Origin of the sequence: Thermophilibacter provencensis (assembly GCF_900128445.1) — a bacterium.
Classification (GTDB): Bacteria; Actinomycetota; Coriobacteriia; order Coriobacteriales; family Atopobiaceae; genus Thermophilibacter; species Thermophilibacter provencensis.
In genome coordinates this window covers 541,972-558,626 of record NZ_LT671417.1, presented here as the reverse complement: position 1 = coordinate 558,626, position 16,655 = coordinate 541,972, and the positions used below count along the sequence as shown (strand labels likewise).

Here is a 16,655-nt window from a genome sequence, read left to right as displayed (position 1 = left end):
GCGCTACCCCTGCGTCGACCCATCGCTGCCCAGCTGGCGGGGAAGCGACGTCTTGGAGAGGGCCCGGGCGAGCGGCAGGCCAAGCACGTACATCACCACCGCCTCCCCGACGCCGGTGGCGATCAGGCCGAAGACGTACATGGCCGGGTACGCGCCGTCGATGGCGATGCTGGTGAACGGGATGGTGTAGAAGCCGATTCCCTGAAGCATGAGCGGGAGGTAGAGCGGAACGATGAGGGCGTTGGCAAGCACCGGCCCCATGAGCGCGAGCGCGGGACGGCGGCGGTTGCGCCACGTGAACCAGGCGCCAAGTGCGGTGGCGAGGCTGCCGAAGACCACGTCGAGCATGCCGAGCATTCCGGTGCCTGAGAGCGCGATGTTGGCGAGGTTGGCGATGGCGCAGCCGAGCGCCAGGCCGGGAACGGCGTCGGCGGTGAAGAGCGCCAGGACGCACGCGGCCTCGGAGACGCGGAACTGCACCGGCCCCCAGGCGAGGCTGCCAAGGAAGAGCAGGGCGCAGAGCGTCAGAGCCGCATAGATGGCCGCAACGGCCCCGATGCGCGCCGTTCTTCTCGCGTCGACGTGATGTGCCGTGATGTTTGCTGCCGCGTTGTGCTGTCCCATGCTTCTCTCTTTTCTGTCGGAGGGCTTTGCTGGATGCCCAGAGGGGCATGTCGCGCACACGACCTTCGGGATCCCGGTGGAAAGCACTCCAAAAGAAGCATCCCCGCGGACGCGACAGAACTGATACTAGCAGAGTTGCGCCCCCCGCCCCACGCGGACCCCCCGCCCACGGATCACGGGACCGGAAGGGCCGCCCTGGCCTGCGTGCTAGTATTGCTGCAACGAGAGCCGCCTGGAGGGAGCCCCGCATGAACCCGCGCGTTAGAATCGCCTGCCTCGCCGCCGACGCGGCGCGCTGGGGCACCACTCGCCTGCTGCATCGTGGCGGCGGAAACGCGCCCGGCGCCGTGGCGCTGCGCCTTGCCCCGAACCTCATCGGCGAGCTGGGTGGCGCGCTTGAGCGCTCCGTGGTCATCACGGGCACCAACGGCAAGACCACCACGACCGGGCTCGCCGCCGACGCGCTCGCGGCGGGGACCGGGGGTATGGTGTGCAACCGCGCGGGCAACAACATGGAGTCGGGCATCGCTTCCGCGCTCGTGGAGTCACGCGGGGCGGGTGCGCACGTGGGCTGCTTCGAGTGCGATGAGCTCTACACCGTGCGCGTGCTGCCGGCGCTTCGGCCGCGCGCGCTCGTCCTCCTCAACCTGTTCCGCGATCAGCTGGACCGCTACGGCGAGATTGACCACACCCAGGACGTGATCGCCGAGGCGCTGCGCCGCTCGCCGCAGACCGCCCTTGCCTACAACGCTGACGACCCGCTCTGCGCCTCCATTGCGGCGCGCGTGGACAATCCGGGCGTTCCCTTCGGCATCGACGAGCCCACCGGCCAGGAGGCCGACCGCATCTCAGACAGTCGCTTCTGCGCGAAGTGCAACGCGCCCCTGGACTACGCGTACGTGCATTACGGGCAGCTGGGCAAGTACCGCTGTCCCGCGTGCGGCTGGGAGCGCCCCGAGCTGGCCTTTGCCGCGGTCAACGTGACTTTGACCTGCGGCGGCTACGAGTTTGACGTCGAGGACCGTCGGGGCGAGAACTACGTGCGGCACCACGTGACCACCCGCTACAGCGGCCTCTACATGGTCTACAACGTGATGGCGGCCCTTGTGGCGTGCCTGCTCGGCGGCGGAGACGCGGACGACTTCCAGGGCGCGCTCGACGTCTACGAGCCCGCCAGCGGGCGCGGCAAGACCTACCGGCTCGACAGCGGCCACTCCGTCGTGAGCAACCTCGCGAAGAACCCCACAGGCTTCAACCGTATGGTGCAGCAGGTGCGTGCGGAGGACGGGCGCTATGTGGCCCTCTTCCTCAACGACAACGACGCTGACGGCCACGATGTCTCCTGGATCTGGGACATCGACCTCGAGCGCCTTCGCGACCTCGCCGACCTGCGCTGCGTCTGCGTGGGGGGCACCCGCCGTGAGGACATGGCGGTGCGCGTGAAGTACGCCGAGCTGGGCTGCCCCATCGAGCTCGTCGACGGCGTCGAGGACGCCCTGCGCTTTGTCGCCGCGGGCGAGAGGCTCCATGTGATCGCCAACTACACCGCTTTCCCGCCCGTCGTTGCCGAGCTCGAGCGCCTCTGCAAATTGGGGACAGTCCCCAATTCACATACCCCGCCCGCGACGCCCCCCAAGGGCGCCGCCCCGTCACCGGTGGCGCTCGAGCGTCCCCTGCGCATCGTGCATCTCTACCCCGACGCCCTCAACCTCTACGGGGACGGCGGAAACATCGCCTCGCTCTCCAAGCGCTGCTCCTGGCGCGGCATCCCCTGCCGGGTTGACCAGGTCCTCATGGGCCAGGAGCTTGACCTCACCGACGCCGACATCGTGCTTCTGGGCGGAGGCGCGGACCGCGACCAGCTCGCCGTCTGCCGCGAGCTGCAGGCGCAGCGAGAGAAGGTGGAGGCCTACGTCGAGGGGGGCGGCGCTCTTCTCGCCATCTGCGGCGGCTACCAGCTGCTCGGCCACTACTACATGATGGGCGGGGAGCGCGTGGAGGGGCTGCACGTGCTGGACATCGAGACGACAGCCGGGACCACGCGCCTGATTGGCAACGTGGCGATTGAGTCGCCCGTATGCGACACGCCGATCGTGGGCTTTGAGAACCATGCGGGGCGCACGGTTCTGGGCGCGGGCGAGAAGCCCCTGGGGCGCGCGATGATCCACGGGACCGGCAACAACGGCGAGGACGGCGGAGAGGGCGTGCTTCATGACGGCGTTGTGGGCACCTACCTGCACGGGCCGATCCTGCCCAAGAACCCTGGCGTCACCGACTGGCTGATCGAGCGCGCCCTGCGCCGGCGTGGCGAGAAGGTCGATCTTGCCCCGCTGGACGACTCGCTTGAGCTCCTGGCGCACGACGTTGCGATGAGAATCGCCACGGGACGCTAGCGTCCGCCGCGCCACATTCCCCTGATGGCCCGACGCCAGCGGCATGCCGGCGAGCGCGGCGAAAAACCTGACAGTTGACCCTGTCACCTTTGTCAACCTTTGTCAGCAAAACGGCCCCCGGCGTGATGCCGGGGGCCGCAGCATGCGCGGTCAGCTCAGCGAGAAGAACTTACGCGTCGGCGTAGAGGTCCTTGAGCTTAAGCAGGTGCGCGTAGCGAGCCATGGCAGCCTCCTCGTTCTCGGCGAAGAGCTCCTTGGCGCGCTCGGGGAAGGAGCGGGTGAGCGAGGTGTAGCGGGCCTCGTTCATGAGGAAGTCCTGATATCCGCCGGCCGGCTCCTTGGAGTCGAGCGTGAACTTCTTGCCCGTGGGGGCAGCCGGGTTGTAGCGGAAGAGGTTCCAGTAGCCGCACTCCACGGCCTTCTTCATCTCCATCTGGCAGTTCTGCATGCCGCCGCCCTTGATGGAGTGCATCTCGCACGGGCTGTAGCCGATGATGAGGGACGGACCGTCGTAGGACACGGCCTCGTGGATGGCCTTGAGCGTCTGGTTCATGTTGGCGCCCATGGCGACCTGAGCCACGTAGACGTAGCCATAGGACATGGCGATCTCGGCGAGGCTCTTCTTCTTGGTCACCTTGCCGGCGGCCGCGAACTGGGCCACCTGGCCGATGTTGGAGGCCTTGGAGGCCTGGCCGCCGGTGTTGGAGTAGACCTCGGTGTCAAAGACGAAGACGTTCACGTTGTTGCCGGAGGCAAGGACGTGATCGAGGCCGCCGAAGCCGATGTCATACGCCCAGCCGTCGCCACCGAAGATCCAGAAGGCCTTCTTGGTGAGGTAGGACTTGTCGGCGAGGATGGCCTTGGCCGTCTCGCAGTCGGCCTTCTCGAGCTCGGCGACGTAGGCGGCAGCGGTGGTCTTGCTGGCCTCGGTGTCCGTGCGGGCCTCGAGCCAGGCGGTCGCAGCCTCCTTCAGGGCGTCGGACGCGCAGTCGGACTGGAGGAGCTTCTCGGTCTCGGCGACGATCTTCTCCTGGACGGCGTCATAGCCAAGGGCGAGACCCAGGCCGTGCTCGGCGTTGTCCTCGAAGAGGGAGTTGTTCCACGCCGGGCCGTGGCCGCAGGCGTTGACGTTGAACGGCGACGTGGCGGCCGGGTTGCCCCAGATCGAGGAGCAGCCGGTGGCGTTGGAGATGAACATGCGGTCACCGCAGACCTGCGTGACGAGGCGTGCGTACGCGGTCTCGGCGCAGCCGGCGCAGGAGCCGGAGAACTCGAGGTACGGCTTGGCGTACTGGCTGCCCTTGACGTTGGCGGCCACGAGCTCCTTCTTCTCGGAGACCTTGTTCACCGCGTAGTCCCACACCGGAGCCTGGTCGAGCTCGGACTCCTGCGGCACCATCGTGAGGGCGCCCTTCGGGCAGACCTTCGCGCAGTTGGTGCAGCCCATGCAGTCGAGCGGGCTGATCGCCATGGTGAAGGTGTAGCCGGTGCCCTTGGGGATGGTGAGGTCGAGGCGACGCATGTTCTCGGGGGCAGCGGCCTGCTCCTCGGCGTTCATCACGATCGGGCGGATCGTGGCGTGCGGGCAGACGAAGGAGCACTGGTTGCACTGGATGCACTTGGTCTCGTCCCAGTGCGGAACCATAACGGCGACGCCGCGCTTCTCGTACTGAGAGGCGCCGAGCTCCCACTGGCCGTCGGCAACGTCGACGAACTTGGAGACGGGCAGCGAGTCGCCGTCCATGCGGTTGATGGGCTCCATGAGCTCGCGGACCTGCTTGACGATGGCCTCGCGGCCCTCGAGCGTGAGCTCGACCTTCTCGTCCTCGGCGTTCGCCCAGTCCGCGGGAACCTCGAACTTGCGGTAGGCGGTGGCGCCGGCGTCGATGGCCTTCCAGTTGGCCTCGACGATGCTCTGGCCCTTCTTGGCGTAGGACTTCTCGGCGGCGGCCTTCATGTACTCGATGGCGTCCTCGGCGGGAAGCACCTGCGCGAGCGAGAAGAACGCGGACTGCAGCACCGTGTTGGTGCGCTTGCCCATGCCGACCTTCTCGGCGAGGTCGATGGCGTCGATCAGGTAGACGTTGATGTTGTTCTTGGCGATGTAGCGCTTGGCCACGGCCGGCAGGTGGGAGGCGAACTCCTCGTCAGACCACTGGCAGTTCACGAGGAACGTGCCGCCCGGCTTGACGTCGCGGACCATCGGGAAGCCCTTGATGATGTAGGACGGGTTGTGGCAGGCGACGAAGTTGGCCTTGTTGATGTAGTACGGCGAGCGGATCGGGGAGTCGCCGAAGCGCAGGTGCGAGATGGTGACGCCGCCGGTCTTCTTGGAGTCGTACTGGAAGTAGGCCTGGACGTACTTGTCGGTGTGGTCGCCGATGATCTTGATGGAGTTCTTGTTGGCGCCGACGGTGCCATCGCCGCCGAGGCCCCAGAACTTGCACTCGATCGTGGACGGGTCCGCCGTGTTGGGGGCGTCCGGGTCCATGGGGAGCGACAGGTTGGTGACGTCGTCCACGATGCCGATGGTGAACTCGCGGGCGGGGGCGTCCTTCTCGAGCTCCTTGTAGACGGCGAAGGCAGCCGCGGGCGGCTCGTCCTTGGAGCCGAGGCCGTAGCGGCCGCCGACGACGGCGATCTCGGTCTTGCCGGCCTCGTACAGCGCAGAGATGACGTCCTCGTAGAGGGGCTCGCCGATGGAGCCGGGCTCCTTGGTGCGGTCGAGGACGGCGATCTTCTTGACGGTCTCGGGCAGGGCCGCCACGAAGTCCTCGACGGACCACGGACGGTACAGGCGGACCTTCACGAGGCCGACCTTCTCGCCGTGGGCGTTCAGGTAGTCGATGACCTCCTCGAGGGTGTCGCAGAAGGAGCCCATGCAGACCACGACGCGGTCGGCGTCATCGGCGCCGTAGTAGTCGAAGAGGTGGTAGCTGGTGCCGAGCTTCTCGTTGATCTTGTCCATGTAGGACTGGACCACGGCGGGCAGCGCGTCGTAGGCCTTGTTGCAGGCCTCGCGGTGCTGGAAGAAGATGTCGCCGTTCTCGTGGGAGCCGCGGGCGTGCGGGTGCTCCGGGTTGAGGGCGTGGTCGCGGAACGCCTGGACGGCGTCCATGTCCAGCATCTCCTTGAGGTCGTCGAAGTCCCAGACCGCGACCTTCTGGATCTCGTGGGAGGTGCGGAAGCCGTCGAAGAAGTTCAGAAACGGCACCTTGCCCTCGATGGCCGCGAGGTGGGCCACCGGCGCGAGGTCCATGACCTCCTGGACGTTGCCCTCGGCGAGCATGGCAAAGCCGGTCTGGCGGCAGGCCATGACGTCGGAGTGATCGCCGAAGATGTTGAGGGCGTGGGTGGCCACGGTACGGGCGGACACGTGGAAGACGCCCGGAAGACCCTCGCCGGCGATCTTGTACATGTTCGGGATCATGAGGAGCAGACCCTGCGACGCCGTGTAGGTGGTCGTGAGTGCGCCGGCGCCGAGCGAGCCGTGAACGGTGCCCGCGGCGCCCGCCTCGGACTCCATCTCAACGACCTTGACCGGCGTGCCAAAGACGTTCTTCATGCCCTGAGCGGCCCACTGGTCAACGTGGTCGGCCATGGGGCTCGACGGGGTGATCGGGTAGATGCCCGCCACCTCGGTGAACGCATACGAGACGTACGCCGCCGCCTCGTTGCCGTCCATGGACTTAAACTTACGCGCCATATCCTCTCCTTCGAACCGGTCCCCTGAGGACCCCCATGGCCTCAGGCAGCTCTCACTCACAAGACACATGACTGAGTCGGGCCAATGGCCCATGCATGGTGACAGTGTACTCCGCACGCGCGTTTTTATTCACGACTTCGGCGGCAAATCGGTCGAGCGCGCGGTTTTTGCCGTAAAACGTCCCGTATAACAAATCGCAGGTAAAATACCCCGAAATGAGGGGGATTACCCTACGGCGGCGCTGGACGGGGCCTCGTCTCCCGCAGGGCGAGAAGGACGGCGGCTCAGGCCGGCCGGTTCGTGGTGAAATTGTGACGCCCGGCTGACTCCCGCCCCGACCTGACAAAGGTGACAGGGTCAACTGTCACGAAGCCCCGCTCCGCGGACACGAGGGACCATGAGGCGGCCGGAAAAGGGCACGTGATAGAATCCTTCGGTACGTGAGACGGGGGTGCGGGCGTGAACGACATCAGCAACATGACGCTTGCCCGCGGCGGAAGCCGCCGGGGGCGCGAGAGAGGCGGGGCGCGGCGGGCGCTCGTGGCGGCCGTCTGCGCCGGGGCCCTTCTCGTCATCGCGCTGACGCTCATTGCTGCCTGCTCGCTGGGGTCCGGCCCAAGCGAGGCGGAAGCCTCCGGACCCGTTGACACGAGCATCCCCGCCACGGCCGACGAGCCCGCGGTCACAAGCACGCCGCGCGAGGAGTGGCGCAAGGGCGAGATGCCCTACCTCTACCAGATTGACCCGCAGTGGGCCGACGCGGAGTACTGCGGCGGGACCTTTGCCGAGCAGGGCTGTGGGCCCACCGCGCTCACGATGGTCTACGTCTACCTGACGGGCGACACGAGCTACGACCCCGTTCAGATGGCCGCCTTCAGCACCGAGAACGGCTATGCCACCGACGGCAACGGCAGCGCATGGACGCTCATGAGCGAGGGCGCCGCGACGCTCGGCCTCAACAGCCAGACCCTTCCCGCCGTTGAGAGCCAGCTCAAGGCGGAGCTTGAGGCGGGGCACCCGCTCATCTGCGCGATGGAGCCCGGCACGTTCACGCGCGTCGGCCACTACATCGTGGTTGAGGGCATGGCCTCGGACGGAACCCACGTCCTCGTGCACGACTCCAACAGCGTTGGCCGCAGCATGCGCGTCTGGGGCCTCGAGACCATCTGCGCCGAGGCCCAGAACATCTGGAGCTTCTCGGTCGCGTAGAGGGTCCCTACCTGCGCCTCCCCATCGACGAGAGCAGCTTGGCGTACCCCTCGGCAAATCGCTCCGCCCGCGGCTGCGCCCTGCCCGACGCCGGCACGATCCCGTGCTCGTCAGAAACGAGAAGGGCCTCGTCATAGGAGACCTCGCCCGCCAGCAGGGCCTCCGCGAGCCCGGCCCTGCGCTCCACCGCAAAGCCCACGGTCCTGGCAAGGTCGGCCATGAGCGTCGCCGCGCCAGAGGGGCGCTCGTCCGCACCGATGCCCCAGATGAGACCCTCCTCGCGCACGAGCCAGAGCGACTCCGGGGCGACCCCCGTGTCCTCCGCCTCAACGCTCGCCGCGCGGGCGCGGTCGGCGAGCGCCGACGGGGTGCGCAGCGCAAGCGGCTCGTAGGGCCCCACGGTCATGGCAGCCCTCCCCTCGCCGTCAAGGATGAGCATGAGCACGCCGTCGGGATGCTCCGCGGCGCCCTCCGAGAGCGTCCACTCAATGTGCTGCTTCGCCCAGGCGACGAGCTCGGTCGGTACGAGCCCGCCGTTCACGACGCGCTGCCCGAGCGCCCGGAGGTGGCGGTTCTCCAGCGGCAGCGCGCGGCTCGCGAGCCGCCACCGGCAGACGAGCGCAGGACTCCCCAGCGTGAAGCGGTCCATCTCCTTCCACAGGACCTTCTCGTCTCGCATGCTTCCTCCCGTCCCCGTCGCGCAGGGCCTCATTCTACCCCTGGCGCCGATACGCGGTCAGGACGGCATGCCGGGCAGGCTGAGAAGGTCCTCGAGGCAGGACAGGCGGACGTCGGCGAGCGACTGGTCGAGGCTCACCCCCTGCGGCAGGGGCATGGCGCACACCAGGGCCCCGGCACGGTGCGCGGCGAGAAGGCCGATCGGCGAGTCCTCGACCACCACCGTTGCCGCGGGTTCGACTCCGAGAAGCCCCATGGCCCGAAGGTAGACGTCGGGCGCGGGCTTGGACGCGGCGCACTCCTCTCCGCTCACCGTCACGTCGAGGAGCTCGGATATCCCAAGCGCCTCGACGAAGCCGTCGATGACCCAGCGCGGGGAGGCGGAGGCCAGGCCCGTCCTCACGCCCCTCTCGCGCAGGCCGAGGAGCACCTCGTGGACCCCGGGCGTGGCGAGCTGCGCGTAGGGCATGGGGTCGTCCGCGAACTGCCTGCGGAACCGCGCGTAGAGCTCCTCTCTCCGGACCTCGTCCCTCGGCTCGACGCAGCTCCAGACCACCTTGTTGTTGGACCCGTAGAAGCTCGGGAACCCCGAGTCGTCGATGCCCTCCCGCGCGAAGAACGCCTTCCGACGCCTGTCGAGCTCGGGCTCGGTGTTGACGAGCACGCCGTCCTTGTCGAAGATGACCGCCTCGAACATGGTCACTTCGACTCCAGCTGCTTCGCGAGCATGATGGAGAGGATCGCCTCGTCGGTCTGGGCAAAGCCCTCCCGCATGAGACGACCGGTGTTCTTGATGGTCTCCTCGGCATCGTCGAAGATGATGCCGTCCTTGCTCGTGGGCGAGATGTCGGCGAGGGCCAGGGTCGAGCACTGGATCGCGCAGTTCGTCCCCGCGGCTATCTTGAGCGCGCAGGTCGCCTTGGCGCCATCGCAAATCATGCCCTGCAGCGTGGCGAGCATGTTGTTGATCGCGTACTTTATCTCCCTCAGCCCGCCCCCCTGCAGGTAGGTGATGCCGCAGCAGGAGCCCGTCCCACCGGCGATGCCCGAGCCGCACAGGGGCGAGAGGCGGCCCATGTACTCCTTGATGTGCAGGACGACGAGGTCCGAAAGCACCAGGGCGCGCGCGAGGTCCTCATCGGACGATCCCAGCATGCGGGCGAGCTCGATGATGGGAAGCGAGCTCGCAATGCCCTGGTTGCCGCTGCCCCCGCACGTCATGACCGAGAGGGGGCACCCACCCATGCGCGCGTCGCTGGCCGCGGCGGTCACGGACATGAGCCGCAGCGTCGCGTTGTTGAGCAGGGCCCCGCGACGGTCCGCGCCGGCGCCGATGCGCCTGCCGACCTCGAGCCCGTACTCCCCCTGAAGGCCCTCCTCGCTAACGCGCGTGTTGAGGGGCACGCAGTCGAGGATGAAGCTGATGTCGTCGAACGCGACGGTGGTCGCGAACTCATAGATCGAGTCGATGGTGAGGCCAGTCCCCTCGTCGTCGGAGCCGCCCCCGACCGAGACGGGCTCGTCCACGAGGACCTCTCCGTTTCTCTCCACCCTCACCACGTTGGTGTGGTCGCGCACGATGACGACGCGCGAGGCGTCCCTCCCGTCAGTGAGGCGCGCCTCAATGTAGAGGGCCTCGGACGTGGGCTGCTGCTCCACGTGGACGGCATGGGCGTCGACGAGGGCTCGCGCCGCGGCGAGCTGCTCCGGCGAGAAGCCCGAGAGCACCTCGAGCTTTTTGTCGGACCGTCGCACCACCGCGCCGAGGGCGGCGGCGATCTCAATCCCCACCATGCCCGTGCCGGGGATCCCCACGCCGAGGGCGTTCTTGATGATGTTGGCGCTCAGGCGAAGGCGAACCTCCGCCGCCTCGCCGCCGAGCTGCTCTGACGCGATGGAGACCGCGTAGGCAACTGCGATGGGCTCGGTGCAGCCCTCTGCGGGCACGACCTCCTTCTTGAGGAGACCGATGAAGTCAACCATGCTCAGTCCTCCCGAGATGCGGCGAGTCCGATGATGCCCCGGATCGCCTCGCTGTATATGTCTGCCGCGCGAGCCACGTCCTCGAGGCTCACGTGCTCGTTCACGCCGTGGGCCCCGCTGTGCGCCCCGGGCAGCTTGGGCCCAAAGGCGACGAGCGCGGGCAGGTAGCTCGCATAGGTGCCGCCCGCCATGACGGAACAGTCCCCGCGCTCCCCGGTCACGCGCTCGTAGGCGCTGAGAAGGACGCGAACGCAGGGGTCGTCCTCGGGCACGAGGTGCAGGGGCTTCTCCTGGATGACCTCCACCTCCCACGCGCCCCCGAGCGAGCGGCGGACGCGACCCACCACCTCGCCCGGAGTGATGGCGCAGCCAAACCGCACGTCGAGCTCGGCCGTCAGCCTGCCGGATGCGAGCTCGATCGTCCCGAGGTTCATGGAGGTGTGCCCGAACACCTCGTCGGGCTCGTCGATGCCGAGCGCGGCGCCGGTGAGGTCGGCGCAGAGCAGGCGCGCCACCTCCCCGAGCGCGCCGTCGGGGTCCATCCCGGACTCCACGAGACGGGCAACGAGAGGCCTGATGGCGCTCTCCCCCCGCTCGGGGGTGCTCCCGTGCGCCGACCTCCCCCGCTCGGAGACCTCTCGCCCGTCCGGAAGGGTCGCCCTGGCCTCGGCGGGCACCATGTTCGCCATGGAGCCGCCGCGGAGCACGAGGCCGTCGTCCTCGACGGCGCGCGAGAGACGCAGGTGAAGGCGCGCCTTCTCCCCGCGGACCACGGGGAAGGAGGCGTCGGGCACAAACCCCATGGTCGGCATCTCCTCTCCCGCGTCAACGTATTTGCGCAGATCGGACATGCCCGTTTCCTCGTCGGTTCCGAAGATGACGCGAAGCCTGCACGGAAGGTCTCGGGCGGCGTGCTCCGCGAGAAGGACCACGAGCACCGCGGCGCCGACCTTGTTGTCCATGCAGCCGCGGCCGTAGAGCACTCCGTCCAGCACGTCGGCCGCGTAGGGGTCGTGGTCCCAGCCCTCCCCGGCCGGGACCACGTCGAGATGGACCGGGAACGCCGCAAGGGGCCCCGTGGAGCCCACCTGGGCCCAGGCCACCCTCTCGTCCACCCGGCGTGTCTCGAAGCCGAGCGCCTCGCACTCCCGCATGACGAGGTCGAGGGCCTCGGCGCACCCCCTGCCGTAGGGGGCCCCGGGCTCGGGATCGGCATGCTCCGTGTTGATGCGCACGAGGCGGCGAAGGAGATCGACGATGCGCTCGTCGCGCGCGGAGAGCCCGCGGCAGGGGGCGGCGCCCACGGCTACTCGCCGTCCTTCTCGGCCCTGGGGGTGAAGATGAGGTCGCAGGTTTCGTCGCCGGCGCCGATCTGGGCGCCGAACTCGAGGTTGACGCCGGCGCTGTCCGCGCGCGCGTGGTCGCTGTAGCAGGCGAGTCGACAGAGCTCGGCGACGCGCTCTTCGGGAAGGCCCATGCTGCGCCAGGTGGCGGCGAGCGGGCAGTGGTGGAACCTCAGCAGGCCACGCTCGTCGCTCTTCTCGACGAGCTCCATCTCAAAGACGTCCTGCCCGTTGGAGTTATAGAGCATCTCGGCCATCTTGCCGGGGTTACCCCCGCAGACGCCGTACTTGCGACCGCGCTCCACGCCGAAGGCGTAGATGGTGGCCTCGCAGAACTCGTCGGGGTCGATGCCGTGCTTCTCGGCCTCCTGGAGCATGAGGTGGAACCACTGGGCGCGGGTGCCGTTGGCGGCGCGAACGTCCTTGAGGTACTCCTCGCGCGTGAAGGTCTGCTTGTCGGACATGTCTCTCTCCTTTTTGTGAGGGGGCGCGGCGAGATCCCCTCATCGCCGCGCCCGGGGGGACTGGTATGTCGGTCGTTACGCGGTCAGGATGCCGAGGAAGGCTCCCACGAGCGAGACCACGATGAGGATCACCAGGAGCTTGGTGATGGTCCACTTCTTGTACTTGATGCCCCAGAACACGAACATGACGGCCGCGAGGGCGAGCAGGCCGGGGGCGATGGAGTTCAGGGTGTCCTGAAGGACGATGGTCTTCTCGCCGAAGGTCCAGGAGAGCGGGGTGGACACCTTGACGATGTTGGCGGAGAGGGCGCCCATGACGAACATGCCCACGATGGAGGCGCAGTCGATGAGCTTGTTGACGATGCCGCCGGCGAGGATCTTCTGGACGGACTCGCGGCCGAGCTTGTAGCCCAGGCCGAACAGGGCGCGGGCCTCGATGAAGGTCAGGATGCCGAACAGGATCACGAAGACGACGCCGAACGCGTTGCCCTGCGTGGCGAACGAGGCGCCGAGGGCGAACAGAATCACCTGGATGGTACCGAAGTCGACCGTATCGCCCACGCCGGCAAGCGGGCCCATGAGGCCGTTCTTGACGCCGGTGATGATCTCCTCGGGGACGTCGGCCCCGCTGGCGCGCTGCTCCTCCATCGCGAGCACGGTGCCGTGGATGAGGCAGCCCCAGTTGGCGTTGGTGTTGAAGAAGCCAAGGTGACGCTTGAGGGCGGACTCCAGCTCGGCCTCGTCCGGGTAGAGCTTCTTGAGAACGGGCGCGAAGGAGGCGCAGACGGCCACCGACTGCATGCGCTCGAAGGAGTTGGAGATCTCAGCGGTGAACTGCCAGCGCAGGAAGACGCCGTTGACGTCCTTCTTGCTGAGCGCGCGGGTCTCTGTGACGGCAGCGGCCTTCTCGCTGAGCTCGCGCAGGGACGCAAAGGTGTCGTCCTCGCCCATGAAGGTGACGAGAAGGGCCAGGCAGATGCCGAAGATGGCGGCGGCCATGGTCGGGATCTGGAGGTACTGCACGAGGAAGAAGCCGATGATGAACAGCGGCAGGTACTTCATCTTGCCGATCATGAAGACCACGGTGGCGAAGCCGAGGGCCGGAAGCAGGCCGCCCATAACGTTGAACGCGGTGAGGATCCACTGCGGGCAGACGTTCAGCAGCGAGGTCACGAGGTCTGCGCCGAAGAAGTTGATGACGAACATCAGCGGGAAGCGCAGGATGAAGCCGAAGATGAGCGGGTAGACCGTTGCGCAGCGCCAGACGGCGTTCACGTCGCCCTTGTCGGCGTACTTGTCGGCCCAGTGGACGAACACGGCGTTGCCGGTGCGGCGGACGTTGTTGACCAGCACGCCGAGGACGCCGAGCGGCACCGCGATGGAGACGGCCACCTCGGGGGTGCAGCCGGTCTGAATGGCGATGGGCACGGCGATGAGCGCGGCGAAGACGCGGTCGGACGGGATGTTGCCACCCGCGGCGACCATGCCGAGATAGACCATCTCGATGCTGCCGCCGGTGATGACGCCCGTCTCGAGGTTGCCGGTGAGGGCGCCGAGCACGGTGCCAACGAGCAGCGGCGACTTCATGGTCTGGATGAACGAATAGCCCGCAAGGCCGGCCGCCCACCAGAACCACAGGCCGCCAACGATGGCGAAGAACAGGTTGAGACCCATGACGTTCCTCCCTTACTTGATTACGACTCGTACTTCTTCAGGGCTTCCTCGTAGGAGATGCCCGCCTCCTCGGGAACCACCTGAATCTGGATGTCCACGCCTGCGTCGTGCAGGGCACGAATGTCCTCTACCTCTGACGGGCCGAGCGCAACCGCGGGGAACACGACCTTGCGGCCCGCCTCGGCGGGGATGCCGCCAAGCTGGAGGGTCTCGAACGCGAGCCCGGCCTCGTGCGAGGCGCGCGCCGCGTGAACATCCTTGAAGAGCAGGAAGATGTTACCGGTGCCCAACGTGCCGTCCTTGTACGCGGCAGCGGCGTCGGCAGCGGTCTTGATGTCAACCCCCACGCCGGACGGGGCGGCCATCTTGTAGATGCTGGCCATGAACTCGTCCTGTCCGAGAACGTCGTCCACGATGACGATCTGGTTGGCGGACGCGATCTTCGACCACTTGGTGATTACCTGGCCGTGGATGAGTCGGTAGTCCACGCGCGCCCACGAAATCTTTGCCATTTCCTCTCCTTTTCTTCTATCGACGCGACCGGCGAGGGGCCGGCCACGCCTCCCTATGCCTGGGCGAGAAGCTCGTTGATGTGCCGGATTCCCTCGTGGGAGCTTTCCACGCAGCGCTGGGCCAAGGCCGCGGGGCTGAGCCCCTCATCTCGGCTGTTAATGGCCTCGATCAGCATGGGAAGGTTCGCGCCGGAGACGAGGTGGTAGTTGCGGGCGGACCGCAGCCCCATGCTCGCGACGTTGCAGGGCGAGCCACCGAAAAGGTCGCAGAGCACAATCACGCCGTCGCCCGTGTCGACCTCATTGACCACGCGCTCGAAGTCGCTCGAGAGCTCGTCGACACTTCCCTCGCGCCGGAGCGAGAGGGTCCTCACCTGCTGGGCGGGCCCCATGATGACCTCGCTAGCGCTCACGAGCCCCTCGGCGAGGCCGCCGTGAGACATCACGACGATTCCAATCATTCCTCCTCCTTGCTTTATGAAGTGCATATTTTCTACACATTTGCGCGTGCACGGCGCCAAGACGTGGGAGCGACTTTAGCCAAGCGTCGATCGTTGGAGAAACGAGGGGGACGAGCGGCATTTTTTTGCGATTGACCTAATTTGTGGCGCTATTACTCAAATTTGAGGTGATAATAAAATATTAATGTCACTTCAAATACTCTATTTTGTTTAATTCTGAGCCTCTGTTTTATATACTATATTTGCTCTATTTTTTTTCATTTAATTTGAATAATCAGAATAGAGGTATTTTCTTATGAAGAGAGACGAGGAGGACCACGGATATCTGCGCCCACGGGGCTACAGATCCCGGCTGGTCGACTCCAAGCTTCGCCACCTTCTTAAAAAGCACACAATCGTGCGACTGGTAGGACCGCACGGCGCGGGCAAGAGCTGGTGCGCCCTTGCCCAGGGCCGCAGCGTCATCGCCGCGGATGACGACAGCATCAGGCCCATTCTTGAGAGCGCGCCGGAGCGGGCCCTCATGGGCGGTCAGTCTCCGCACGTCATTGATGAGTGGCAGCTGGTCCCAAGCCTCGCCCGGTCCGCGGCGCAGGCGCGTGATGGCTCGTACCTTCTCGTGAGCTCGCGAAACGGGCGGCCGGACGACGAGCGCAGAATAGACGATGCGCCCACGGTGCGGCTGTGGCCCCTCTCGCTCGCCGAGACGGGGGCCTCGAACATGAGCGTGTCCCTCATGGGCCTCTTCTCGCGCAACTTCTACCCCATGTCCTGCCAGATGGGGCTCCCAGAGGTCGCCGAGGCAATCTGCCAGGGAGGCTGGCCGAGGCTCCAGGGCCTCGGATCGGACACGTCCTCCCGTCTCGTCAGGGTCCTCTTCCAGACCGTTATGGAGCAGGAGCTCCCCATGCACGGAAAGAGGCTCCCCATGGCAATCAAGGTCGCATGCGCCCATGCGGCCTGCGGCTGGCGGGGCAGCTATGAAGACTTCGCTGCCTATGCGCGCGAGCACGGCGAGAAGCCCTTCTCGCGCAACACGGCACGAGACTATCTCGAGATCTTCAGAGAGGCCTACCTGAGCTATTCGATAGAGGGCTGGAGAGCTCCGATACGGTCGGCCACGCGGGTGCGCATCAAGCCGAGGACGCAGTTCGTGGACCCGTCGCTTCCCGCCATGCTGCTCACGCACACCCCCGACACCCTTCTCCAGGACGCGGGGGCCCTGCTGTCTTTGCTCCGGTGCCTGGTGCAGCGCGACCTCAACGTGTACTCCTCGGTGCTGGAATCCGAGGCGGAACCGACCATTCGCTACTACGCGGACTCGGACGGAGCCTGCGCGGACGCGGTCATCAGACTGTCTGACGGGAGGTGGGGCGCCATCAACGTGGCGCTCGGCGAGGCCCAGTTCGAAGAGGCCGCGCGCGGTCTCACCCGCCTCAGGAGCAAGCTCCGGAAGAATCCCGAGAGCGGGTGTCCGGACCCGACCTTCCTCGCCGTGGTCATGGGAAGCTGCTCGCGCCCGCGGCTAGACAAGCGTACGGGGGTATATGCGTTCCCGATTGGCTGTCTGACCATATAGCCCCCCTACGGGCAGCGGCCCCGCCATGC

13 protein-coding genes are annotated in these 16,655 nt (G+C 66.8%); 3 read left to right on the top strand and 10 right to left on the bottom strand.

The features are described 5' to 3' along the window. Positions 1-3 precede the first annotated feature (3 nt). Positions 4-624 carry a QueT transporter family protein gene (locus BQ7391_RS02450; RefSeq protein ID WP_075279149.1) on the bottom strand — a complete coding sequence of 207 codons (621 nt, stop codon included), beginning with the start codon at positions 622-624 and terminating at the stop codon, positions 4-6. Between the two features lie 248 nt (positions 625-872). On the opposite strand from BQ7391_RS02450, the gene BQ7391_RS12310 reads away from it, so the two are divergent. Beyond that, the gene (locus BQ7391_RS12310; RefSeq protein ID WP_075279148.1) at positions 873-3,017 is read left to right on the top strand and encodes a MurT ligase domain-containing protein; all 2,145 of its coding nucleotides are present in this window, start codon (positions 873-875) and stop codon (positions 3,015-3,017) included. Between the two features lie 169 nt (positions 3,018-3,186). On the opposite strand, the gene nifJ is transcribed toward BQ7391_RS12310, so the two are convergent. Beyond that, positions 3,187-6,723, bottom strand: coding sequence for a pyruvate:ferredoxin (flavodoxin) oxidoreductase (nifJ, locus tag BQ7391_RS02440; RefSeq protein WP_075279147.1), 3,537 nt, complete (start codon positions 6,721-6,723; stop codon positions 3,187-3,189). Positions 6,724-7,182: 459 nt separating this feature from the next. On the opposite strand from nifJ, the gene BQ7391_RS02435 reads away from it, so the two are divergent. Then, the gene (locus tag BQ7391_RS02435; RefSeq protein ID WP_200799567.1) at positions 7,183-7,932 is read left to right on the top strand and encodes a C39 family peptidase; all 750 of its coding nucleotides are present in this window, start codon (positions 7,183-7,185) and stop codon (positions 7,930-7,932) included. A gap of 7 nt (positions 7,933-7,939) precedes the next feature. Here BQ7391_RS02435 and BQ7391_RS02430 read toward each other — a convergent pair whose 3' ends face one another. From BQ7391_RS02430 to BQ7391_RS02390, 8 genes are all read right to left on the bottom strand, one after another. Continuing rightward, complete coding sequence (locus BQ7391_RS02430; RefSeq protein WP_083662052.1) at positions 7,940-8,611, bottom strand: hypothetical protein; 672 nt, start codon at positions 8,609-8,611, stop codon at positions 7,940-7,942. Positions 8,612-8,668: 57 nt separating this feature from the next. Next, positions 8,669-9,307, bottom strand: coding sequence for an HAD family hydrolase (locus BQ7391_RS02425; protein ID WP_235858683.1), 639 nt, complete (start codon positions 9,305-9,307; stop codon positions 8,669-8,671). A 2-nt stretch (positions 9,308-9,309) separates the two neighbouring features. After that, the gene (locus BQ7391_RS02420) at positions 9,310-10,593 is read right to left on the bottom strand and encodes an L-cysteine desulfidase family protein (RefSeq protein ID WP_075279145.1); all 1,284 of its coding nucleotides are present in this window, start codon (positions 10,591-10,593) and stop codon (positions 9,310-9,312) included. Between the two features lie 2 nt (positions 10,594-10,595). Continuing rightward, the gene (locus BQ7391_RS02415) at positions 10,596-11,897 is read right to left on the bottom strand and encodes a M20/M25/M40 family metallo-hydrolase (RefSeq protein WP_075279144.1); all 1,302 of its coding nucleotides are present in this window, start codon (positions 11,895-11,897) and stop codon (positions 10,596-10,598) included. Between the two features lie 2 nt (positions 11,898-11,899). Then, on the bottom strand, positions 11,900-12,400 hold the full coding sequence (locus BQ7391_RS02410; protein ID WP_075279143.1) for an L-2-amino-thiazoline-4-carboxylic acid hydrolase: 501 nt from the start codon (positions 12,398-12,400) through the stop codon (positions 11,900-11,902). Between the two features lie 75 nt (positions 12,401-12,475). Beyond that, positions 12,476-14,074, bottom strand: coding sequence for a PTS system mannose/fructose/sorbose family transporter subunit IID (locus BQ7391_RS12455; protein ID WP_200799566.1), 1,599 nt, complete (start codon positions 14,072-14,074; stop codon positions 12,476-12,478). A 20-nt stretch (positions 14,075-14,094) separates the two neighbouring features. Then, on the bottom strand, positions 14,095-14,586 hold the full coding sequence (locus tag BQ7391_RS02395) for a PTS sugar transporter subunit IIB (protein WP_075279142.1): 492 nt from the start codon (positions 14,584-14,586) through the stop codon (positions 14,095-14,097). A gap of 53 nt (positions 14,587-14,639) precedes the next feature. Then, positions 14,640-15,047, bottom strand: a complete 408-nt coding sequence (locus tag BQ7391_RS02390; protein WP_075279141.1) for a PTS sugar transporter subunit IIA — start codon at positions 15,045-15,047, stop codon at positions 14,640-14,642. A 397-nt stretch (positions 15,048-15,444) separates the two neighbouring features. On the opposite strand from BQ7391_RS02390, the gene BQ7391_RS02385 reads away from it, so the two are divergent. Beyond that, the gene (locus BQ7391_RS02385; protein WP_159437341.1) at positions 15,445-16,626 is read left to right on the top strand and encodes a DUF4143 domain-containing protein; all 1,182 of its coding nucleotides are present in this window, start codon (positions 15,445-15,447) and stop codon (positions 16,624-16,626) included. Positions 16,627-16,655 lie beyond the last annotated feature (29 nt).